The sequence below is a fragment of the Streptomyces sp. NPDC008137 genome (assembly GCF_042957035.1).
Taxonomy (GTDB): domain Bacteria; phylum Actinomycetota; class Actinomycetes; order Streptomycetales; family Streptomycetaceae; genus Streptomyces.
In genome coordinates this window covers 1-20,272 of sequence record NZ_JBIBHN010000019.1, presented here as the reverse complement: position 1 = coordinate 20,272, position 20,272 = coordinate 1, and the positions used below count along the sequence as shown (strand labels likewise).

At 71.7% G+C, this 20,272-nt stretch carries 19 protein-coding genes and 1 pseudogene; 11 read left to right on the top strand and 9 right to left on the bottom strand.

The window, feature by feature from the left end; genetic code table 11:
• Window positions 1–84: 84 nt before the first annotated feature.
• Complete coding sequence (locus ACFZBT_RS26305; RefSeq protein ID WP_391107951.1) at window positions 85–1,569, bottom strand: MFS transporter; 1,485 nt, start codon at window positions 1,567–1,569, stop codon at window positions 85–87.
• 94 nt (window positions 1,570–1,663) lie between these two features.
• On the opposite strand from ACFZBT_RS26305, the gene ACFZBT_RS26300 reads away from it, so the two are divergent.
• Window positions 1,664–2,191: a MarR family transcriptional regulator gene (locus ACFZBT_RS26300; RefSeq protein WP_391107948.1), complete on the top strand. Its 528-nt coding sequence runs from the start codon at window positions 1,664–1,666 to the stop codon at window positions 2,189–2,191.
• A gap of 18 nt (window positions 2,192–2,209) precedes the next feature.
• Here ACFZBT_RS26300 and ACFZBT_RS26295 read toward each other — a convergent pair whose 3' ends face one another.
• The 3 genes from ACFZBT_RS26295 to ACFZBT_RS26285 form a co-directional block, all read right to left on the bottom strand.
• Window positions 2,210–4,615, bottom strand: a complete 2,406-nt coding sequence (locus tag ACFZBT_RS26295; protein WP_391107945.1) for a SpoIIE family protein phosphatase — start codon at window positions 4,613–4,615, stop codon at window positions 2,210–2,212.
• A gap of 115 nt (window positions 4,616–4,730) precedes the next feature.
• Window positions 4,731–5,069, bottom strand: coding sequence for an aldehyde dehydrogenase family protein (locus tag ACFZBT_RS26290; RefSeq protein ID WP_391107942.1), 339 nt, complete (start codon window positions 5,067–5,069; stop codon window positions 4,731–4,733).
• Window positions 5,070–5,141: 72 nt separating this feature from the next.
• Window positions 5,142–5,837, bottom strand: a complete 696-nt coding sequence (locus ACFZBT_RS26285; RefSeq protein WP_391107939.1) for an FCD domain-containing protein — start codon at window positions 5,835–5,837, stop codon at window positions 5,142–5,144.
• A 95-nt stretch (window positions 5,838–5,932) separates the two neighbouring features.
• Between ACFZBT_RS26285 and glyA the strand changes: the two genes are divergently transcribed.
• The 6 genes from glyA to purU are packed head-to-tail and all read left to right on the top strand — an operon-like array spanning window position 5,933 to window position 13,065.
• Window positions 5,933–7,237 (top strand): serine hydroxymethyltransferase, encoded by a 1,305-nt coding sequence (glyA, locus tag ACFZBT_RS26280; protein WP_391107936.1) that lies wholly within the window; start codon window positions 5,933–5,935, stop codon window positions 7,235–7,237.
• The gene (locus tag ACFZBT_RS26275; protein WP_391107933.1) at window positions 7,234–8,454 is read left to right on the top strand and encodes a sarcosine oxidase subunit beta family protein; all 1,221 of its coding nucleotides are present in this window, start codon (window positions 7,234–7,236) and stop codon (window positions 8,452–8,454) included. The genes glyA and ACFZBT_RS26275 overlap by 4 nt, the downstream gene beginning before the upstream one ends.
• A gap of 13 nt (window positions 8,455–8,467) precedes the next feature.
• Complete coding sequence (locus ACFZBT_RS26270; RefSeq protein WP_391107930.1) at window positions 8,468–8,749, top strand: sarcosine oxidase subunit delta family protein; 282 nt, start codon at window positions 8,468–8,470, stop codon at window positions 8,747–8,749.
• Window positions 8,746–11,568, top strand: coding sequence for a sarcosine oxidase subunit alpha family protein (locus ACFZBT_RS26265; protein ID WP_391107927.1), 2,823 nt, complete (start codon window positions 8,746–8,748; stop codon window positions 11,566–11,568). The genes ACFZBT_RS26270 and ACFZBT_RS26265 overlap by 4 nt, the downstream gene beginning before the upstream one ends.
• The gene (locus ACFZBT_RS26260; RefSeq protein WP_391107925.1) at window positions 11,561–12,184 is read left to right on the top strand and encodes a sarcosine oxidase subunit gamma family protein; all 624 of its coding nucleotides are present in this window, start codon (window positions 11,561–11,563) and stop codon (window positions 12,182–12,184) included. Before ACFZBT_RS26265 ends, ACFZBT_RS26260 begins: the two co-directional genes overlap by 8 nt.
• Complete coding sequence (gene purU, locus ACFZBT_RS26255; RefSeq protein WP_391107922.1) at window positions 12,184–13,065, top strand: formyltetrahydrofolate deformylase; 882 nt, start codon at window positions 12,184–12,186, stop codon at window positions 13,063–13,065. The genes ACFZBT_RS26260 and purU overlap by 1 nt, the downstream gene beginning before the upstream one ends.
• 2 nt (window positions 13,066–13,067) lie before the next feature.
• Here the strand turns inward: purU and ACFZBT_RS26250 are convergent.
• Window positions 13,068–13,516, bottom strand: a pseudogene (locus ACFZBT_RS26250) (PaaI family thioesterase).
• Between the two features lie 46 nt (window positions 13,517–13,562).
• On the bottom strand, window positions 13,563–14,189 hold the full coding sequence (locus tag ACFZBT_RS26245) for a LysE family transporter (protein WP_391107919.1): 627 nt from the start codon (window positions 14,187–14,189) through the stop codon (window positions 13,563–13,565).
• 111 nt (window positions 14,190–14,300) lie between these two features.
• Between ACFZBT_RS26245 and ACFZBT_RS26240 the strand changes: the two genes are divergently transcribed.
• The gene (locus tag ACFZBT_RS26240) at window positions 14,301–14,753 is read left to right on the top strand and encodes an Lrp/AsnC ligand binding domain-containing protein (RefSeq protein ID WP_391107916.1); all 453 of its coding nucleotides are present in this window, start codon (window positions 14,301–14,303) and stop codon (window positions 14,751–14,753) included.
• A 13-nt stretch (window positions 14,754–14,766) separates the two neighbouring features.
• Here the strand turns inward: ACFZBT_RS26240 and ACFZBT_RS26235 are convergent, their stop codons facing one another.
• The 3 genes from ACFZBT_RS26235 to ACFZBT_RS26225 are packed head-to-tail and all read right to left on the bottom strand — an operon-like array spanning window position 14,767 to window position 17,327.
• A complete protein-coding gene (locus tag ACFZBT_RS26235; protein WP_391107913.1) occupies window positions 14,767–15,720 on the bottom strand; it encodes a phosphotransferase family protein in 954 nt (317 codons plus the stop codon).
• 48 nt (window positions 15,721–15,768) lie between these two features.
• Window positions 15,769–17,103: a Gfo/Idh/MocA family oxidoreductase gene (locus ACFZBT_RS26230; RefSeq protein ID WP_391107910.1), complete on the bottom strand. Its 1,335-nt coding sequence runs from the start codon at window positions 17,101–17,103 to the stop codon at window positions 15,769–15,771.
• 44 nt (window positions 17,104–17,147) lie between these two features.
• Complete coding sequence (locus ACFZBT_RS26225) at window positions 17,148–17,327, bottom strand: hypothetical protein (protein ID WP_391107907.1); 180 nt, start codon at window positions 17,325–17,327, stop codon at window positions 17,148–17,150.
• 175 nt (window positions 17,328–17,502) lie between these two features.
• On the opposite strand from ACFZBT_RS26225, the gene ACFZBT_RS26220 reads away from it, so the two are divergent.
• From ACFZBT_RS26220 to ACFZBT_RS26210, 3 genes are all read left to right on the top strand, one after another.
• A complete protein-coding gene (locus tag ACFZBT_RS26220) occupies window positions 17,503–18,339 on the top strand; it encodes an alpha/beta fold hydrolase (protein WP_391107904.1) in 837 nt (278 codons plus the stop codon).
• A gap of 141 nt (window positions 18,340–18,480) precedes the next feature.
• A complete protein-coding gene (locus ACFZBT_RS26215; protein WP_391107901.1) occupies window positions 18,481–19,449 on the top strand; it encodes a helix-turn-helix domain-containing protein in 969 nt (322 codons plus the stop codon).
• Between the two features lie 66 nt (window positions 19,450–19,515).
• Window positions 19,516–20,184 carry a DUF5701 family protein gene (locus ACFZBT_RS26210; RefSeq protein WP_391107898.1) on the top strand — a complete coding sequence of 223 codons (669 nt, stop codon included), beginning with the start codon at window positions 19,516–19,518 and terminating at the stop codon, window positions 20,182–20,184.
• Window positions 20,185–20,272 lie beyond the last annotated feature (88 nt).

The window sequence follows — 20,272 nt, the reverse complement described above, 5'->3', positions numbered from 1 at the left end:
CGCTACGAGGGAGCGCGTTCCCGAAACGGGGGTGGAGCCCGCTGCACCATGGCCGTCCGGGGGCCGGTGCTCAGCGGACGCGCACTAGGCGCGCGCTCCGGAGATCTCCGCCGGTTCGGTGAGGGCTTCGGCCGGCTCGGCCGGTTCGCCGGCCGTCTGCCGTCGCGGCAGGAAGGAGGCGAAGAAGAGGGCCAGCAGGGCGGCGCCGGCACCGATGGCCATGACCGTCTTGAAGCCGTTCTCGGAGGGCAGGGCGTGGCCCCCGAAGTCGGTGGTCAGCTGCGCCAGGATGACGCCCGCGAGGGCACTGGCGAACGACGTTCCCATGGAGCGCATCAGGGTGTTGAGGCTGTTGGCCGCCGCCGTCTCGGAGGCCGGCACCGCGCCCATGATCAGGGCGGGCATGGCCCCGTAGGCGAAGCCGACACCGCCGCCGATGACGCAGGCGACCAGCATGATGTGCCAGACCTCGGACATCAGCGCGAGGCTCAGTCCGTACCCGGCGGCCACGACGACCGCGCCGGTCATCAGAGTGACCTTGGGGCCCTTCGCCTTGGTGAGGGCGGCGGACACGGCGGACATGGCCATCATCACCAGCCCCTGCGGGGCCAGGATCAGGCCGACGGCCAGCATGGACCTGCCCAGCCCGTAGCCGGTCTGCTCGGGCAGCTGGAGCACCTGTGGCAGGACGAGCGACATGGCGAACATCGAGAAGCCGAGCGCGACCGAGGCGAGGTTGGTGAACAGCACCTGGCGGCGGGCGGTGGTCCGCAGGTCCACCAGCGGCTGGGCGGTGCGCAGTTCGTACCGTCCCCACAGCAGGAAGATCAGGACCGCGGCGGCGAACAGACCCAGCGTCGTGCCGCTGGTCCAGCCCCAGTCGCCGCCCTTGGAGACGGCCAGCAGCAGGGCCACCAGCGCGGCGGACAGGCCGAGGGAGCCGAGCAGGTCGAAGCTGCCGCCGGTGCGGACCTTCGACTCGGGCACGATCAGCACCAGGAGCGCCAGGGCCACGACACCGAGCGCGGCGGAGATCCAGAACAGCGTGTGCCAGTCGTAGCGGTCGGCGATGAAGGCGGCCGCGGGCAGACCGAGGGCGCCGCCGACGCCCAGGGAGGCGCTCATCAGTGCGGTGGAGCCGGCGAGCCGCTCGGCGGGCAGGACGTCCCGCATGATGCTGATGCCCAGCGGCACGACGGCCGCCGCCAGACCCTGGAGCGTCCGGCCGACGATCATCGGGACGAGCGAGTCGCTCAGGGCGCAGACGACCGAGCCGGACACCAGCAGCACGACGCTGACGAGCAGCATGCGGCGCTTGCCGAACATGTCCCCGAGACGGCCGACGACCGGGGTGGCGACGGCGGCGGCCAGCAGGGTGGCGGTGATCGCCCAGGCGGCGTTCGACGCCGACGCGTCGAGGTAGCGCGGCAGCTCGGGAACGATCGGGATGACCAGGGTCTGCATCAGCGAGACCACGATCCCGGCGAAGGCCAGTACCGCGACCACGGCGTTCGATCTGGGTGGGGCGGGTGATCCGGCCTTCGCGTGGCCTGCGGCGGGGTGGGACATGGAAGCCTCCGTGGATGACGGGGAAGCGCGGTTGCTTGACTTAGGCAAGCAGATTCTCCTTGCCTAAGTCAAGCAATGTTTTTAGGCTGGCCTCATGCCCACACCGCGTCCCGTGGCGGAGCCCGCCTCGACGGCCCTGGCCGAGATCGACCAGGCCCTCACGCGCCTCACGTACCTGGCCGGCCGGGCCCGGCAGCACGAGCGTCTGATGGCCGAGTCGGGACTGACGCTGGACCGGGCCGCCGCGGCGGTCCTGCTGCACATCGCCGGGAGCGAGCCACCGCGCCCCGGCGTACTGGCCGCCCGGCTGTCGGTGGAGGCCTCCCACGTCACCCGGCAGCTGAGCCGACTGGAGCGGGCCGGCCATGTCGTCCGCGTCGCCGACCCGGACGACCGGCGCGCCCAGCGTGTCCAGCTCACCGGGGCCGGCCAGGCCGCCGTCGAGCGCATGCGGGAAGTCCGCCGGCGGGGCATGGAGATGGCGCTGTCCGACTGGCCCGCCGGGGAGCTGCGGCAGCTCGCCGTGTTCCTCCGCCGGCTCCTCGACGACTTCGTCGCGCACACCGAGAGCGCCCTCGATGCCGGACCTCCGGCACACGGCCCGGGGGAGCGGCGGACGTAGGGCCCGGAGCCGTCCCCGTCAGCCGGACGCCTCGGCGGGCAGCGGCTGTTCCGCCCAGATCGTCTTGCCCGTGGCGGTCTGGCGGGTGCCCCAGCGGTCGGAGAGCTGGGCGACGAGGAGCAGTCCGCGTCCGCCCTCGTCGAAGACGCGGGCCCGGCGCAGGTGGGGCGCCGTGTTGCTGCCGTCGGACACCTCGCAGATGAGGGTCGAGTCGCGGATCAGGCGCAGTTCGATGGGGGCGCCGCCGTAGCGCAGGGCGTTGGTGACCAGTTCGCTGACGATCAGCTCCGTGGTGAACGCCGCCTCCGTCAGTCCCCAGGCGGCCAGTTGCCCGCCTGCCAGCTTGCGCGCCCGGGCCACGGCGGCGGGGTCCGGCGGCAGCGGCCAGGTGTGCACCTGCCCGGCGCCGAGCGCGGCGGTCCGGGCCAGCATCAGCACGATGTCGTCGGCGGAACGGCCCGCCAGCACGGTGCGCAACACCTGGTCACAGGTCTCCTCCAGTACTTCGGCGGGGCTGCTCAGCGCCTGGCGCAGCAGGCCGAGCCCGACCTCGATGTCGTGGTCGGCGGCCTCGATCAGCCCGTCGGTGTACAGGGCGAGCAGGCTGTTCTCCTCCAGCCGCACCTCGGTCGCCTCGAACGGCAGACCGCCCAGTCCCAGCGGCGGTCCGGCCGGCAGGTCGAGGAACCGTACGCCGCCGTCGGGCGTGACCAGCGCCGGCTGCGGGTGGCCGGCGCGGGCCATGGTGCAGCGGCGGGACACCGGGTCGTACACGGCGTACAGGCAGGTCGCTCCGACCTGCCCCGACGCCTCCGCCGACCGCCGCACCTCGGGGCCCTCTTCCCGGTCGAGCCTGAGGACGAGATCGTCCAGCTGCGTGAGCAGCTCGTCGGGGGCGAGATCGACATCCGCGAGCGTCCGTACGGCGGTCCGCAGCCGGCCCATCGTGGCCGATGCGTGGATGCCGTGGCCCACCACGTCGCCCACGACCAGGGCGACCCGGGCGCCGGACAGCGGGATCACGTCGAACCAGTCGCCGCCGATCTCCGCCCCGGAACCGGTCGGCAGATAGCGGTACGCGACCTCCATCGCCGCCAGTTCCGGGGGCCGGTCGGGCAGCAGACTGCGCTGGAGCGCCAGAGCCGTACGGCGTTCCCGGGTGTAGCGGCGGGCGTTGTCCACGCTCACCGCCGCCCTGGCCACGATCTCCTCCGCGAGCAGCAGATCGTCCTCGCTGAACGGGTCCGGGGTCCGGTGCCGCAGGAAGTGCACCAGCCCGAGGGTCACCCCCCGGGCGCGCAGCGGCACCATCATCACCGAGTGGATCAGGTGCTTGGACACGGACTCGGCGCGGGCGGGCGAGGACCTGATCCACTCCCGCATCCCCGGATCCCCGGGCCGGTGCCGTGAGCCCCGGCCGGCGACGAGCGTCCGCACCGGCAGCGTGTCCACCGGGTAGAAAGTCGTGTCCCCGGAGGGGATCACCGACTCGGGGCAGCCCGCCAGCACCGACCGCTGCGCGGTGCGCCGTACGGTGACCGGCGCGTCCAGCGGCAGCGGTTCCGGCTCGTCACCCAGGGCGACGGACTCCAGCAGGTCCACGGTGACGAAGTCGGCGAACCCGCTCACGGCGACCTCGGCCAACTCGTCCGTGGTCCGGGCCACGTCCAGGGTGCTCCCGATGCGGAGACTGGCGTCGTTGAGCACCGCCAGCCGGCGGCGGGCCCAGGACTGCTCCGTGGTGTCGAACACGGTCGCGGACAGGCCCTGGACCGTGCCGGTCTCGTCCTTCAACGGCGACATGTACATGGACCAGGCGTGCGGCCGGGTCTCGCCCGGGGCCAGGCCGTGCTCCTCGTGGAAGATCATCTCGCCGGTGCGCAGAACCTCTCGCTGGAGGCGGTCGTACTCGTCGAAGGGCCAGGTGGGGTGGATCTCCCACAGGGTCAGGCCCTTCATCTCCTCCTCGGTCCGGCCCATCACCTGCGCCATGGTCTCGTTGGCGGCCACGAGCCGGGCCTCACGGTCGTAGACCGCCACCGGGACCGGGAGCTGGGAGAGCGTGAGGTCCCACAGGGGCGGGGCTCCCTGCCCGGCCCGCCGCGCCGTGTGCGCCGGTACGATGCCGGTCACCAGCCAGAGCCGCTCCCGGCCGGTGTCCGTCAGCGGCGTTCCCTGCAGCCGCACCACGATCCGGTGGCCCTCCCGGTGCCGAAGCGCCACCTCACCGGCCCACCGCTGCCCGTCGGCCACATGCTGCCGCGTGGATTCCGGGAGATCGGCGGCGAGCAGTCCGCCGACGGCCCGGCCCACGATCTCGGCGGCGTCGTATCCGAGCAGGCGGCGGGCGCCGTCGCTCCACGCCATGATCGCCCCGCGGGCGTCGACGACGACCGCGAGATCCTCCGGTACACGTCCCTCCACGGTGCCTCCGCAGGTGACCCCGAGCTGTTATATGCCCTTCCTGTTCGCATTTGACCGTATTCGGAGGCGGGTACCCTCGCAGGACGCCCGCTACCGCGACTTCCGCCGGGGTGGATCAGCGCTCGTGGTTGTGCATGACGTGCTTGGTTCGCGTGTAGTCGTCCAGGACGGTTCCGAAATCGAGGCGCGCGGCCACGGCGCGAGCGCGGCGGGCGTTCTCGGTCCAGACGGAGGCCGACAGGCCCAGGGGGACGTCGCCGACGCGCCGGACCGCTTCCTCGTCGCTGAAGGTCGCGACCGTGATGACGGGGCCGAAGATCTCCTCGCGGGCGACCTCGGCCCCTCGGGGACGTCGACCAGCGGGAACGAGGCGGCCCGGCTGTGGCGGGTCGAGATCGAGCGCTGTGTCCGTTACATGATCGCCCAGCTCCCCGAGGGCGACATCGCCCCGCACCTGTGGGCCACGCCGGCGGGACGGCCCCGCCTGGGCTGAGAGCCCGGGAACCCCGGGGCTCCCGTCGCGCCGTCAGATGGCCGCGCGGATCGCCTGCTCGAACCCCTCGACGTGACCGCGGGCGAGCTGTGCCGCCTTCTCCGGTTCACCCGCCACGATCGCCTCGATCAACGGCCCGTGCTCCTCGACGTGGCCGGCCATGTCGGACAGGCGGTCGAGGAACAGGCACCAGATGCGGGTGGCGAGGTTGTCGTGGCGGACGAGGGTGTCCTCCAGGTAGGGGTTGTGCGCGGCGGCGTAGACGGCGCGGTGGACCTGGAGGTCCAGGTGCATGAGCCCGGTGTCGTCGTGCCGGCCGGAATGCGCGCTCTCCAGCTCCTGCCGCAGGGCCGTCAGGACCGCCCGGTCCGCGGCCGTGGCGCGGCGCGCGGCCTGGGCGGCGGCCAGCGGCTCCAGCTCCTGGCGCACCTCGGAGATATGGGCCAGGTCCGTGATGTTGACCTCGGTGGCGAAGGTGCCGCGCCGGGGGAAGGTCGTGATCAGCCGTTCGTACTGGAGCCGCTTGAGCGCCTCGCGCACCGGCGTCCGGCCGACGCCGAGGGACTGCGCGAGCTGCTCCTCGTGGATCGGCGCGCCCGGGCGGATCTCGAGCATGACGAGCCGGTCGCGGATGGCGCGGTAGGCCCGCTCGGCGAGCGACAGCTCCTCGCCCCCGGGCGCTGGGCCACTCGGCTCTCCGCCTGCGGGCTCGGTCGCCAGCTGCTGCATGAATGCCCCCTTGACCTGTCCGGCGAGCTCCCATACCGTACCGCAGAGTCTGATATATCAGTTGCGCATTAGTCGGCCACCAGAATGGTGCACAGATGGCAACCAGCCCGTCGACCAGCACACTCGCCTCCCCCCTCACCCTTCCGCTCGGCGAACTCGACCCGGATGTAGCCACCGCCGTGAACGCCGAGTTGCACCGCCAGCAGTCCACCCTCGAGATGATCGCCTCGGAGAACTTCGCCCCGGCCGCCGTCCTGGAGGCCCAGGGCTCGGTCCTGACCAACAAATACGCCGAGGGCTACCCGGGCCGCCGCTACTACGGCGGCTGCGAGCACGTCGACGTGGTCGAGCAGATCGCGATCGCCCGGGTGAAGGAGCTGTTCGGCACCGAGCACGCCAACGTCCAGCCGCACTCGGGCGCCCAGGCCAACGCCGCCGCGATGTCCGCGCTGCTGAAGCCGGGCGACACGATCCTCGGGCTCGACCTGGCGCACGGCGGTCACCTGACCCACGGCATGCGCCTCAACTACTCCGGCAAGTTGTACGACGTCGTGCCGTACCACGTGCGCGCGTCCGATCTGCGCGTCGACATGGACGAGGTCGAGCGGCTCGCCCTCGCGCACCGGCCCCGGATGATCGTCGCCGGCTGGTCGGCCTATGCCCGGCGGCTGGACTTCGCCGCGTTCCGGCGCATCGCCGACCGGGTGGGCGCGTATCTCCTCGTGGACATGGCGCACTTCGCCGGGCTGGTGGCCGCGGGCCTCCACCCCAGCCCGGTGCCGTACGCCGACGTCGTCACCACCACCACGCACAAGACCCTCGGCGGCCCCCGCGGCGGTGTGATCCTCAGCCGGGCCGACCTGGCCAGGAAGATCGACTCGGCGGTCTTCCCGGGCCAGCAGGGCGGCCCGCTGGAGCATGTCATCGCGGCGAAGGCGGTCGCCTTCAAGGTGGCGGCGGGGGAGGAGTTCAAGGAGCGCCAGCAGCGCACCTTGCACGGCGCCCGCATCCTCGCCGGACGGCTGCTCTCCGACGACGTGGCCGAGGCCGGGATCACGGTGCTCACCGGCGGCACCGAGGTCCACCTGGTCCTCGTCGATCTGCGTAACTCCGCGCTCGACGGCCGGCAGGCCGAGGACCGGCTGCACCGCGTCGGCATCACCGTCAACCGCAACGCGGTGCCGTTCGACCCCCGCCCGCCGATGGTCTCGTCGGGGCTGCGGATCGGCACCCCGGCCCTGGCCACTCGTGGCTTCGGCGGCGTGGAGTTCCGTGAGGTCGCCGACATCATCGCCGAGGCCCTCAAGGGCGAACAGCCCGAGGACGCACTGCGCGACCGGGTCGGCCAGCTCGCCGCCGCCTTCCCCCTCTACCCTGACCTGAAGGGAGACGCGGCATGACCACTCAGCCGCTGCCGGAGCACCCGGACTTCCTCTGGCGCACCCCGGAGCCGCGCTCCTCCTACGACGTCGTCATCGTCGGCGCGGGCGGCCACGGCCTGGCCACCGCCTACTACCTCGCCAAGAACCACGGCATCACCAAGGTCGCCGTCCTGGAGAAGGGCTGGCTGGCCGGCGGCAACATGGCACGCAACACCACGATCATCCGCTCCAACTACCTCTGGGACGAGAGCGCGGCGATCTACGAACACGCGCTGAAGCTGTGGGAGCGGCTCCCCGAGGAACTGGACTACGACTTCCTGTTCAGCCAGCGAGGAGTCCTCAACCTCGCCCACACCCTCCAGGACGTCCGCGAGGGCGTGCGCCGGGCGGGCGCCAACCGCCTCAACGGAGTCGACGCACAGTGGCTCGAACCGGACGAGGTCGCCAAGGTCTGCCCCATCCTCAACGTCTCGCCCCGCACCCGCTATCCGGTCCTCGGCGCCACCTTCCAGCCCCGGGCCGGCATCGCCAAGCACGATCACGTCGCCTGGGCGCTGGCCCGCCGCGCCGACGAGCTGGGCGTGGACCTGATCCAGGGCTGCGAGGTCACCGGCTTCCTCAAGGACGGCGACCGGGTCGTGGGCGTGGACACCAACCTCGGCCGCATCCACGCCGGCCGGGTCGGTCTCGCGGCGGCCGGGCACAGCAGTGTGCTGGCCGAGCGGGCGGGCGTACGGCTGCCGGTGCAGTCCCATCCGCTGCAGGCACTGGTCTCCGAGCTGCACGAGCCCGTGCACCCGACCGTGGTGATGTCGAACCACGTCCACGTCTACGTCTCCCAGGCCCACAAGGGCGAGCTGGTGATGGGCGCGGGCGTCGACTCCTACAACGGCTACGGACAGCGCGGCTCCTTCCACGTCATCGAGCGGCAGATGGCCGCCGCCGTCGAACTGTTCCCCGTCTTCGCCCGCGCGCACGTGCTGCGCACCTGGGGCGGGATCGTCGACGTCACCCCGGACGCCTCCCCGATCATCGGCAGGACCCCCGTCGAGAACCTCTACGTCAACTGCGGCTGGGGCACCGGCGGTTTCAAGGCCACCCCGGCCGCCGGCTGGACCTTCGCGCACACCCTCGCCACGGGCGAGCCGCATCCGCTGAACGCCCCCTTCGCGCTCGACCGCTTCACGACGGGCGCCCTGATCGACGAACACGGCGCGGCGGCCGTGGCCCACTGAGGAGGACACCACCGTGCTGCTCATCACCTGCCCCTGGTGCGGTCCGCGCGACGAGACCGAGTACCACTACGGCGGCCAGGCCCACGTCCCCCACCCCGAGAACCCGGGCGAGCTCACCGACGAGCAGTGGGCCGCGTACGTCTTCTACCGGGACAACCCCAAGGGCCCCTTCGCGGAACGGTGGATGCACGGCATCGGCTGCCGCCGCTGGTTCAACGTCCTGCGCGACACCGCCACCCACGAGGTGCTGACCTCGTACCGCCTCGACGAGCCCCGCCCCGGAGGGAACCGATGACCGACCAGCGCTTCCGGCTCCCGCAGGGCGGCCGTGTCGACCGCGGCACCGTGCTGCGGTTCACCGTCGACGGCCGGGAACTGACCGGCCACCCCGGCGACACCCTCGCTTCGGCCATGCTGGCGAACGGTCTCGTCGAGGTCGCCCCGTCCCTGTACCGGGGCCGCCCGCGCGGCATCGTCGCCGCGGGCGCCGAGGAGCCCAACGCCCTGGTGCAGCTCGACGGCCCCTGCTCGGAGGGCATGCTCCCGGCGACGACGGTGGAGCTGTACGACGGCCTGTCCGCCACCACCCTCTCCGGGATGGGCCGGCTCGACCCGGCCCCCGACCTCGCCGTCTACGACAAGAAGTTCGTCCACACCGACGTCCTCGTGGTCGGAGCCGGACCGGCCGGGCTCGCGGCCGGCGCCGCTGCCGCGGCTTCCGGTGCCCGCGTGATCCTCGTCGACGACCAGCCCGAACCCGGCGGTTCGCTCTTCTCCGACACCGAGTGGATCGCCGGCGTCCGCGCGGCCCTCGACGCCGCCCCCGAGGTCGTCGTGCTGCCCCGCACCACGGCCTTCGGCTCCTACGACGACAACTACGTGCTCGCTCTCCAGCGGCGCACCGACCACCTCGGAACACTGGAAGGCGTCTCCCGGCAGCGGCTGTGGCACATCCGGGCCCGTCAGGTGGTCCTGGCGACCGGCGCGCACGAGCGACCGCTGGTCTTCGCCGGCAACGACCGGCCCGGGGTGATGCTCGCCGGGGCCGTGCGGACGTACCTCAACCGGTATGCCGTGGCGCCGGGTTCGCGGGCCGTGGTGAGCACGACCAACGACAGCGCCTACGACACGGTCACCGATCTGCACGACGCGGGCATCCCCGTCGCCGCCGTCGCGGACGCGCGCGCCGGGCTGTCCCCCCGGGCCGCCGAGGTCGCCGCGGCGACCGGGACACGGGTGCTGACGGGCAGCGCCGTGGTCGGGACCGAGGGGGACGGACGGATCACGGGTGTGACCGTCCGGGCCCTCGACGGCGGTGAACCGGAGTCGTTCGACTGCGACTTGCTCGCCGTGTCCGGCGGCTGGAGCCCGGTGGTGCATCTGCACAGCCAGCGGCAGGGGCGGCTGCGCTGGGACGAGGAACTGGTCGCGTTCGTCCCCGAGGGCGCCGTGCGGAATCAGCAGGTCGTGGGGGCGGCGCGGGGATCGTACGACCTCGACGGCTGCCTGGCCGAGGGAGCGCGGGCGGGAGCGCGGGCCGCGACGGAGGCCGGGTTCCCGGTGCGGGTGCCGCCGGCGCGGTCCGAGCCGACGCGCTCCGAGGTGCGCGCCCTGTGGCTGGTGCCGGGTGACTCCTCGGTGCCGGGCGACTCCTGGGACACCCACTTCGTCGACCTGCAACGCGATGTCACCGTCGCCGACGTCCTGCGCTCGACCGGGGCCGGCATGCGCGGCGTCGAGCACGTCAAGCGCTACACCTCGCTCGGCACCGCCAACGACCAGGGCAAGACGTCCGGCGTCAACGCGATCGGGGTGATCGCCGAGATCCTCGGCGGTTCACCGGGCGAGATCGGCACCACGGCCTACCGGGCGCCCTACACACCGATCGCCTTCGCCGCGCTGGCCGGCCGGGAGCGCGGCGAGCTGTTCGACCCGGAGCGCACCACGTCCATCCACGGCTGGCATGTCGCGCACGGCGCGGAGTTCGAGGACGTCGGGCAGTGGAAGCGCCCCCGGTACTACCCGCGGTGCGGTGAGGACATGGACACGGCGGTGGCCCGTGAATGCCGTGCGGCCCGCGAGGGAGTGGCGTTCATGGACGCCTCCACCCTCGGCAAGATCGAGATCCGGGGCGAGGACGCGGGCGAGTTCCTCAACCGCGTCTACACCAACGCCTTCAAGAAGCTGAGGCCCGGCATGGCCCGCTACGGCGTGATGTGCAAGCCCGACGGGATGATCTTCGACGACGGTGTGACACTGCGCCTCGACGACGACCGATACTTCATGACCACCACGACCGGCGGCGCCGCCGGGGTCCTGGACTGGCTGGAGGAGTGGCTGCAGACCGAGTGGCCCGAACTCGACGTGCACTGCACCTCGGTGACCGAGCAGTGGGCGACGATCGCCGTGGTCGGTCCGCAGTCGCGCGAGGTCGTGACCCACCTCGCACCCGACGTCGACCTGTCCAACGCGGCCTTCCCCTTCCTGGCCTTCCGCGAGACCACCCTGGCGTCCGGCATCCCCGCCCGCATCTGCCGGATCTCCTTCTCCGGCGAACTCGCCTACGAGATCAACGTCTCCGCGTGGTACGGCCTCGCGGTGTGGGAGGAGGTGGACGCGATCGGCCGACCGTACGGCATCACCCCCTACGGCACCGAGACCATGCACGTCCTGCGGGCCGAGAAGGGCTACATCATCGTCGGCCAGGACACCGACGGCACCGTCACCCCGCAGGACGCGGGCATGTCCTGGGTGGTCTCGAAGCAGAAGGACTTCATCGGCAAGAGGTCCTTCGCCCGCGCCGACACTTCCCGCACGGACCGCAAGCACCTCGTCAGCCTGCTGCCGAGCGACCGCACGACCCGGCTGCCCGAAGGCACCCAACTGGTCGCGCCGGACGTCTCCTTGGAGACGGTGCCAGTGCCGATGCTCGGCCACGTCACCTCCAGCTACCACAGTCCGGCCCTCGGCCGCCCCTTCGCCCTCGCCCTCGTCGCCGACGGGCGGGCCAGGATCGGGCAGACCCTGCTCGCTCCGGTGGGCGAGGACCTGGTGCCCGTCGAGGTGGCCGATTGCGTCCTCTACGACCCCGAAGGGACCAAGCGAGATGGCTGAGCCGACGATCGACGCGGGCCCGGTGGCCCTGCGCAGAAGCCCCCTCGCGCATCTGGAGGACCGGATGCGCGCCGCCGCGGTCACCGGCGCCCGGGGGGTCACATTGCTGGAGCGGCCGTTCCTCACCATGGTGAACGTGCGCGTCGCCCCCGGCTCCGAAGCCGCCGGGCGTATGGAGAAGACCCTGGGGGCGCGGCTCCCGCGCGAGTGCGGGCAGACCACCGAGTCCGGGCCCCACACGGCCGTCTGGCTGGGTCCCGACGAGTGGCTCGTCATCTCCCGGGCCGACGGGACCGCCCTGACCGCCGAATTGCGCGAGGCACTCGGGGCGGACCCGGGGTCGGCCGTGGACGTCTCCGCCAACCGCACCACGCTGGAGCTGCGCGGCCCGTCCGCCCGGCCGGTGCTGGAGAAGGGCTGCCCCCTGGACCTGCACCCCCGGGCCTTCGGTCCGGGCAAGGCGGTGTCGACCACGGTTGGCCCGGTCCCGGTGCTGCTCCGGCAGATCGACGACGCGCCGGCCTACCACCTGCTCCCGCGCTCCTCGTTCGCCGACCACCTGGCGCGCTGGCTCATCGACGCGATGAGCGAGTTCCGTGGCGCGGAGGTTCCCTGATGAGCACCTCGCCACGGACGGCGTCACCCCAGACGGAGCACGTCCTGACCCTCGACTGCCCCGAGGCCCCCGGCATCGTCCACGCCGTCTCGCGGTTCCTGCTGGAGCACGGCAGCGACATCGTCGACAACCAGCAGTTCGGTGACCGCCGTGACGGCCACTTCTTCATGCGGGTGCGCTTCGCCGCCGCCGCCGACGAGACCGTGACAGGGAGCCTGCGCCGTGACTTCGCCGCCGTGGCCGCCCCCTTCGCCATGCGGTGGCTTCTCGAACCCGTCAGCACCCGCCGCCGGGTGCTGGTCATGGTGTCCCGTTACGGCCACTGCCTCAACGACCTGCTCTTCCGCACCCGCAGCGGTGACCTGCCCGTCGACGTGGTCGCGGTCGTCTCCAACCACCGCGACCACGAGGCCCTCGTCGCCTGGCACGGCATCCCGTTCTTCCACGTGCCGGTCACAGCCGCGACCAAACCCGAAGCCGAGGCCCGGCTCCTCGAACTCGTCGACGCGTTCGACGTCGACCTGGTCGTGCTGGCGCGCTACATGCAGGTGCTCTCGGACGGCCTGTGCTCCCGCCTGGCCGGCCGGGCGATCAACATCCACCACTCGTTCCTGCCGAGCTTCAAGGGCGCCAAGCCCTACCACCAGGCCCACGAACGCGGCGTCAAACTCGTCGGGGCGACCGCCCACTACGTCACCGCCGACCTCGACGAGGGCCCGATCATCGCCCAGGAGGTCAGGGACGTCGACCACAGCCACACCCCTGACGACCTCGTCGCCATCGGCCGGGACGCGGAGTCGGCGGCCCTGGCCCGCGCGGTCCGCTGGCACTGCGAGGGCCGGGTGTTCGTCCAGGGCAGACGCACGGTGGTCCTCCGCTGACCTCAGACGCGGTGGACGCGGATCAGGGTCTGCTGCCCGTTCGCGACGAGCTTGGTCCGGCCGTCCTGGACGCCGAACACCTCCAGTCGGCACACGGTCAGGGTCCGCCCGGCCTTCAGGACCGTGCCGACCGCTTCGAGGTGGTCGACGACGGCCGGTGAGGGGAGGTTGATCTTGTACTCCACGGTGAGCACGTCGGTGCCGTCGGGAAACAGGGTGTACGCGGCGTAGCCGCCCGCGCTGTCCGCGATCGCGCTGGTGGCGCCCGCGTGGAAGTAGCCGTGCTGCTGGGTGACTTCGGGGCGGTTCGGGAGCGCGATGTGGACGCTGCCGGGCGCGACGCGGGTGAGCCGGGCGCCGAGATGCGCCATCAGCCCCTGGCGGTCGAAGCTCTCCGGACGCGGGCCCGGATCTCGGGGCTCGCCTGTTCCGGCCGGATCTGCTCTGCCACGTGCTCTCCTTCGACGGCGGGTACCGGGTGCGGTGCGCGGGGTTCGTCAGCCGCCCAGGCGTTCCACGAGCAGGAGACCGCCGATGGCGATCATCATCGCACCGGAGACCCGGGTGACCGCCCGGGCCGCCGCGGGCCTGGTCCTGAGGACGGTGCGGGCGAGGACGCCGACGCCGAGATAGACGACCGCGCAGGCGGTCATGTGCAACGTGCCGAGCAGGCCGGTCTGCCCGGCGACAGGCCAGCCGCCCGCCGGGTCGATGAACTGCGGGAACAGCGAGAAGTACAGCAGCAGGGCCTTGGGGTTGAGGCCCGAGATCCCGATGCCCCTGAGCATGGTCCGCAGCCGGGAGGACCCGGAGGGTCCGGCCTCCGCCTCGGCCGCGGTGAGAACGGCCGGCTGCCGCAGCACGCCCCAGCCGAGCCACACCAGATAGCCGGCTCCCGCCACGGTCAGCGCGGTCAGCAGAGTCCCCGAGCTCGCCACGATCACCACCAGCCCCGCGACCGCGAGCAGGGTGTATCCGGCGTATCCGGCCACCAGTCCGGCGACCGCCGGCATGACCGAACGGTCCCGAAGACCCGCCGAGATCGCGTAGGCCCAGTCGGCGCCGGGGGTGAATATCAGCAGCAGATCCACTGCCAGAAATGCCGCCAGCGTCGTCGTGTCCATGGATGGGTCCCTCTCACGTGCCGTGTCGCGAAAGGAAGGCTAGGCCGGATCTGCCCGAAAGTGTTCCCTTGTTTACTCCTTGATCGCGGGATCTGGGGCAGAATCTTCTCCATGGATGCCCTGGACCGGAAAATTCTTACCGAGCTGCAGTTGGACGGCCGTCTCACGGTCACCGAACTCGCCGCGCGCGTGAAGCTCAGCGTCTCTCCCTGCCACCGCCGCCTGCGCGACCTCGAACGCGAGGGCGCGATCCGCGGCTACCGGGCGGTCGTCGACCCGGCCGCCGTGGGCCTCGACTTCGAGGCCCTCGTCTTCGTCACCCTGCGCTGGGAGGACGCCGACACCGTCACCGCCTTCGAGGAGGGGGTGGCCGCCGTGCCGCACGTGCTCCAGGCCCAGCGCCTGTTCGGCGACCCCGACTACCTCCTGCGCGTCGCCACCACCGATCTCGCCGCCTTCCAGCAGCTCTACGACCAGCAGCTCGCCCGCCTCCCCGGCATCCAGCGGCTGACGTCCACCCTCGTCATGAAGCACGTGGTCGACGACCGGCCCCTGCCGGAGTGAGCCGGAACCCCGGTCACTCGGCGCCCAGTCCGCCCGCGAACGGCATGGTCCGCCACTGCTCGACCGCCGGCTTCAGCGCCTCCACGAGCAGGGGCAACTGCGGTGCGAGGGCGAGGCAGGCCACCGCGCGGGACATGCCCACGGCGTTGACGACGCGCAGGACGCCCTGGTCGAGCCGCCGCAGCCCCCGGCGTTCGGCGGCCGTGTCGTACGCGGCCTCGCACTCGGGGCCGAGTGCCGCGAGGTCCCACTCGACCGGGCCGAGCGTGGTCAGCTCGAAGTCGGAGTACAGCTCGCCGTCCGCGGCGGAGACGATGTTGGCGGCTGGGGAGTCCCCGTGGATCGGCTGGAACCCGATGCCGGGGAACGCCGCCTCGAACGCCGCGCGGGAGCTGACGACAGGCTCCAGGACCTCCCACTCGCGCCGCGCGCGGTCGAGGTCGGCCGGCTCCAGCAGATCGGGCCGCCCTTCGAGCACGGCGAGTCCCTCGGAGACGAACCGCGGTTCGGCCGCGGACAGGAACGGCAGCTCACCGGGGTACTCGCGCAGCGCGGCGTGGAGATCGGCGACCAGAGCGGAGTTGTGCGCGTAGTCCGGCTCGGCGCTCTCGTCCAGCGCGACGAACTGCCAGAAGGTCATCGAGAAGCCGTCGCGCGACACGGGCTCCCGGGGCACGAGCGGGCTCGGCGGAATCACCGGGTGTCCCTGTTCCGCGAGCCACGCCACGACATCGAGCTCCGTCCGCTGCCGCGCCGACTGGAAGCCGGGGTCGGAGTACGACGGCAGGACGGTCGGCACCCGCACCACCACCGGCGACGGAGCGAGATGCACCACGACGGAGAACACGTCGTAGATCACCTTCGCGTCGGTCACCGTGAGCCCCAGATCACGACCCGCGGCGACGGCGGCGGCGAAGGCTCGGGACGTGCGGGCCTCGATCTGATCGGGAGTCAAGAATCCATCCATGCCGCCGATGGTGCCACGCCAGGAACGCGCGATGCGATGAGTTTACGATCAGTCAGATGGAAGCAAGTCCCTTGTCCGCACCGGGAGTCCCGTCTCGAAGGAGCGGTTCGCGGCCAGGCCGGTGACCAGGGAACGGGCCCCGTCGGCCGCGTCCGCCGCCCGGTGCAGGGGGTCCGGCGCCCGGGTGCCGAACAGGTCCTCCAGCATGCGCACGTCACCGCCGCCGTGCCCGCCCTCACCGGTCGCCACCTCGATCTCCCGCGGCTCCTCCCAGAAGGGGCGCAGCAGCAGTTCGGTACGCCCGGCCGTGTCCTCGGCCCCGGCTCCGTGCAGGACGGGGTCGGAGCCGTTCACGCGTACCCGGGGGCGGGTCCACGTCGACTCCTCCACCAGTAGTTCCAGGCGCCCCTGGCTGCCGTTGAAGGCGACCCGGTAGCCCTCCCACGGGGAGTACGCGGTCAGGTGGTACGTCAGGGTCGCGCCGGTGGCGTACCGGACCAGCACCGCCATGTCGTCCTCGATCGTCACCCCGGGCCCGAACACGTTCTGGTCGCGGTGGTAGCCGTCCTCCGCCTCCGCGTCCAGATACAGCGCGCTGAGCACGGAGGAGTCGGAGAGGTGCACGGCGAACGGGTCGGCCTCTGCGGCGGGGGAGCCATGAGCGCGGTCGTACTCCTGGGCGAGGTTCCGGCGCCGGCCGGCCTCGTCGCCGTAGAAGAACAGGCCGCCCTGCGCGAAGACCGTCTCGGGACGGGTGCCCAGCCACCAGTTGACCAGGTCGAAGTGGTGGGTGGACTTGTGCACCATCAGGCCGCCGGAGTTGGCTTTGTCGCGGTGCCAGCGGCGGAAGTAGTCGGCGCCGTGCCGCAGGTCGAGCAGCCACTCGAAGTGCACCGAGCCGACCTCGCCGATCTCCCCCGAGGAGATCAGCTCCCGTACGGCCGAATGCGCCGGGTTGTAGCGGTAGTTGAAAGCGACCCGGACCTCGCGTCCGGTGCGCCGTCGCGCTTCCAGGATGCGGCGGGCCTTGTCGGCGTCGGTGGTCATGGGCTTCTCGGTGACCACGTCGCAGCCCGCTTCCAGGGCCCGCACGATGTAGTGGTCGTGGGTGTGGTCCACCGTGCACACCACGACCAGGTCGATCCGCTCGCGACGCAGCATCTCCTCGAAGTCCTCGGCCGCGTACGCCGGTATAGGAGGAAGGCCCGGGTGGTCGTCCGCGATCCAGGCGTTGTGGACCGCCATACGGTGGGAGTTGACATCGCAGAAGCCGGCCAGTTCGAACCGGTCCGCGTAGGGGCCGGCCAACGCCTGGGTGAACAGCCGGGCGCGGGCACCCAGGCCGACCACGGCGGCTCGGCGGCGTGCGGTGTCGGACGACATGCGGGTCTCCTTCGGTCGAGGTGGAGGGGAACGTGCGGGGTGGCTCAGGGTGTCACGGGCCGCCAGGCGTCCGCCGCCGTCGCGGCGAAGGCCGGCGGGCCGAGAACGACGCACAGCACGACCGGTGTCAGGGCCAGCAGCCCGACCGCGGCGCCGACGGCCCCGGCGAGCAGGACGGGCACGAGCGGGTGCCGCGGCACCGACCGGAACAGCAGATTCGGCACGATCAGGCCCGTTTCCTGCGGAGTCGTGACGGCAAACCTTTCCGCCCCTGTTGCAGACTGACAGGAGTGCGCGCCCGGTCAAGGAGTCGTGCGCTGCACGGTAACCGGCCGCACGGCTCCCGGCCTAGCGTGGCCGCGTCCCTTCCACCCGCCCTCCGAAACGAGGAAGCAGCGCATGCCGTACATCACCGTGGGCCAGGAGAACTCCACCGCCATCGACCTGTACTACGAGGACCACGGCTCCGGGCAGCCGGTCGTCCTCATCCACGGCTTCCCGCTCGACGGGCACTCCTGGGAGCGGCAGAGCGCCGTACTGCTCGACGCCGGATACCGCGTGATCACGTACGACCGGCGCGGCTTCGGGCAGTCCTCCCAGCCGACGACCGGCTACGACTACGACACCTTCGCGGCCGACCTGAACACCGTGATGGAGACCCTCGACCTGCGCGACGCCGTCCTCGTCGGCTTCTCGATGGGCACCGGCGAGGTCGCCCGCTACGTGTCCGCCCACGGCTCCGGCCGGGTCGCCAAGGTCGCCTTCCTCGCCTCCCTGGAGCCCTGCCTGCTCAAGTCGGACGACAACCCGGGCGGGGTCGCCCCGAAGGAGTTCTTCGACGAGATCGTCGCGGCCGTCAAGGCGGACCGGTACGCCTACTACACGAACTTCTACAACGACTTCTACAACCTCGACGAGAACCTCGGCACCAGGATCAGCGAGGAGGCCGTCCGCAACAGCTGGAACGTCGCCGCGGGCGGCGGCTTCTTCGCGGCGTCCGCGGCGCCCTCCACCTGGTACACCGACTTCCGGGCCGACATCCCGGCGATCGACGTGCCGGCCCTGATCCTGCACGGCACCGGCGACCGCATCCTGCCGGTGGACGGGACGGCGCGGCAGTTCCACAAGGCTCTTCCGGCCGCGGACTACGTGGAGATCGAGGGCGCCCCGCACGGTCTGCTCTGGACCCACGCGGAGGAGGTCAACGCGGCACTGCTCGCCTTCCTGCAGAAGTGACCGAGCAGAGGTGATCGAACAGAAGTGATCGAATTCTTCCTCCGATTCTTCCTGGACCGCCCCCGGCCGGGGTGGTGACATCGTCAAGGGCGGCAGCCGAACCGAGCTGCCGGCCCTTGACCGTGCCCGGAGGGGAATCAGGTGGCCGTCGTCCTTTGCACCGCGTCACTGTCGGCGGCCGACCGGGGGGAGCGCTGGCACCACGCCGTGTCGCGCACCTTCATCCCGCTCGATGTGCGGCTCCTGGAGGAAGACCCGTCGCCCGGAAAGATCGTCAGCTGCGAACTGGGTTCCTTACGGGTCGCGCACGTCCAGGCGGGCCCGCAGGTCGTGACGCGCAGCAGACGGCTGATCGCCCGGGACGGCAAGGAGTTCCTCATCCTCACCCTTCAGCGGCGGGGCAGCTCCCTCAAGGAGCAGGACGGCAGGGAGGCCCGGATAGGGCCGGGTGACTTCTCCCTCTCGGACTCCTCCCGGCTGTTCCGCAAGAAGGTGCAGGACAGCTTCTCCTTCACCTCGTTCCACTTCCCTCGGGAGGATCTCCGAGTGCGGGACGACGATCTGCGGGCGGTGACCGCCACGGCGTTCTCCGGCCGGGAGGGCGGTTCCGCACTGGTGGCGACCTACTTCGCGCGCCTGGCCCGTGAAGCGGCCGGATTCGACCCCGTGGCGGGCCGTCAGTTCGCCGCCACCGCCCTCGACCTGCTCGCGCTGCTGATCAACGAGCGCAGCGGCCGCTTCACCACCCGGGCTCCGGAGACCGCCGCGGCCACTCTCGTACGCGTGCAGGACCACATCCTGCGCAACCTCTCCGACCCCGGCCTGTCCCCGCCGGGCATCGCCGCCGCGCACTTCATGTCGGTCCGCTACCTGCACAAGCTGTTCCAGCTGGAGGGCGTCACGGTGGGGGAGTGGATCCGGACGCAGCGCCTCGAACGGTGCCGCAGGGATCTGCTGCGGTCCCCGGCCCTGGGCCACGGGGTCGCGACCGTCGCCCGGCGCTGGGGCTTCGTGAGCCCCAGCCATTTCAGCCGTGCCTTCCGGGCGGCCTACGGTGTGACGCCCCGTGAGTGGCGGCAGAACGGTCTGTCCGGACGATTTGATGCCTGATTCCGGGAACGTCCCGGCAACGCGCCGCGTTGCATCGATGTTCACGCCGCCGACCCAGGGAGCATCGTGCCCGAGACCACGCCCGGAACCACCGCCGTACTGCCCGTTCTCCCGGCCCTGACCGCGCAGGCGGAGCGGCTGATCGAGACGGGCGTGCACGAGATCGCGGGCCTGCCGGCCACCGAGATCCGTACGTACGCGGCAGGCGCCGAGGCCTCGGTGGGCGGCGAGGGCGCGCTGCTCGCCGTTCACCCGGATCGCGCGCCCGCCTCCGCCCTCGCGCCGCTGCTCCGCCGCCAGGGCAAGCCGGGCTTCGTCGTCGTCGACATGTCCGACGTCGACGAGTTCACCCCCACCGGCGTCGAACTGCCCGACACCCCGCTCTACGTCCTCACCGGCCTCGACCGCGGTGACCGCATGAGCAACTGGAGCCCGGACGAGGCACTGCCCGCCCTCAGCAAGGAGGACCGCACCCCGCTGCTGCTCACCGAGGGCATCCACTGGGTGCTCCAGCAACCGGACGTCCTGGACCGCAACCTGTGCTTCATGACCATCGGCTCCCGGCTGCGCAAGCCGAACGGCGCGTTCGACGCCCGCACCCCGGCGATCTGGATCAGCAACGGCACCGGCCGCGACGGCCGTGAGCGCCGCGAGGCCCCGAAGGTCGGCTGGTGCTGGTGGAACAACCGCCACACCTGGCTGGGCTTCGCCTCCACCACGGGCCGTACGGCCTAGGTCGTGTCCGCAAAGTGGCGGCATCGTTGGTTTGTTCGTGGTGCGTCGTCATGAGCTGACTGATGAGTCGTGGGCGGTGATCGAGCCG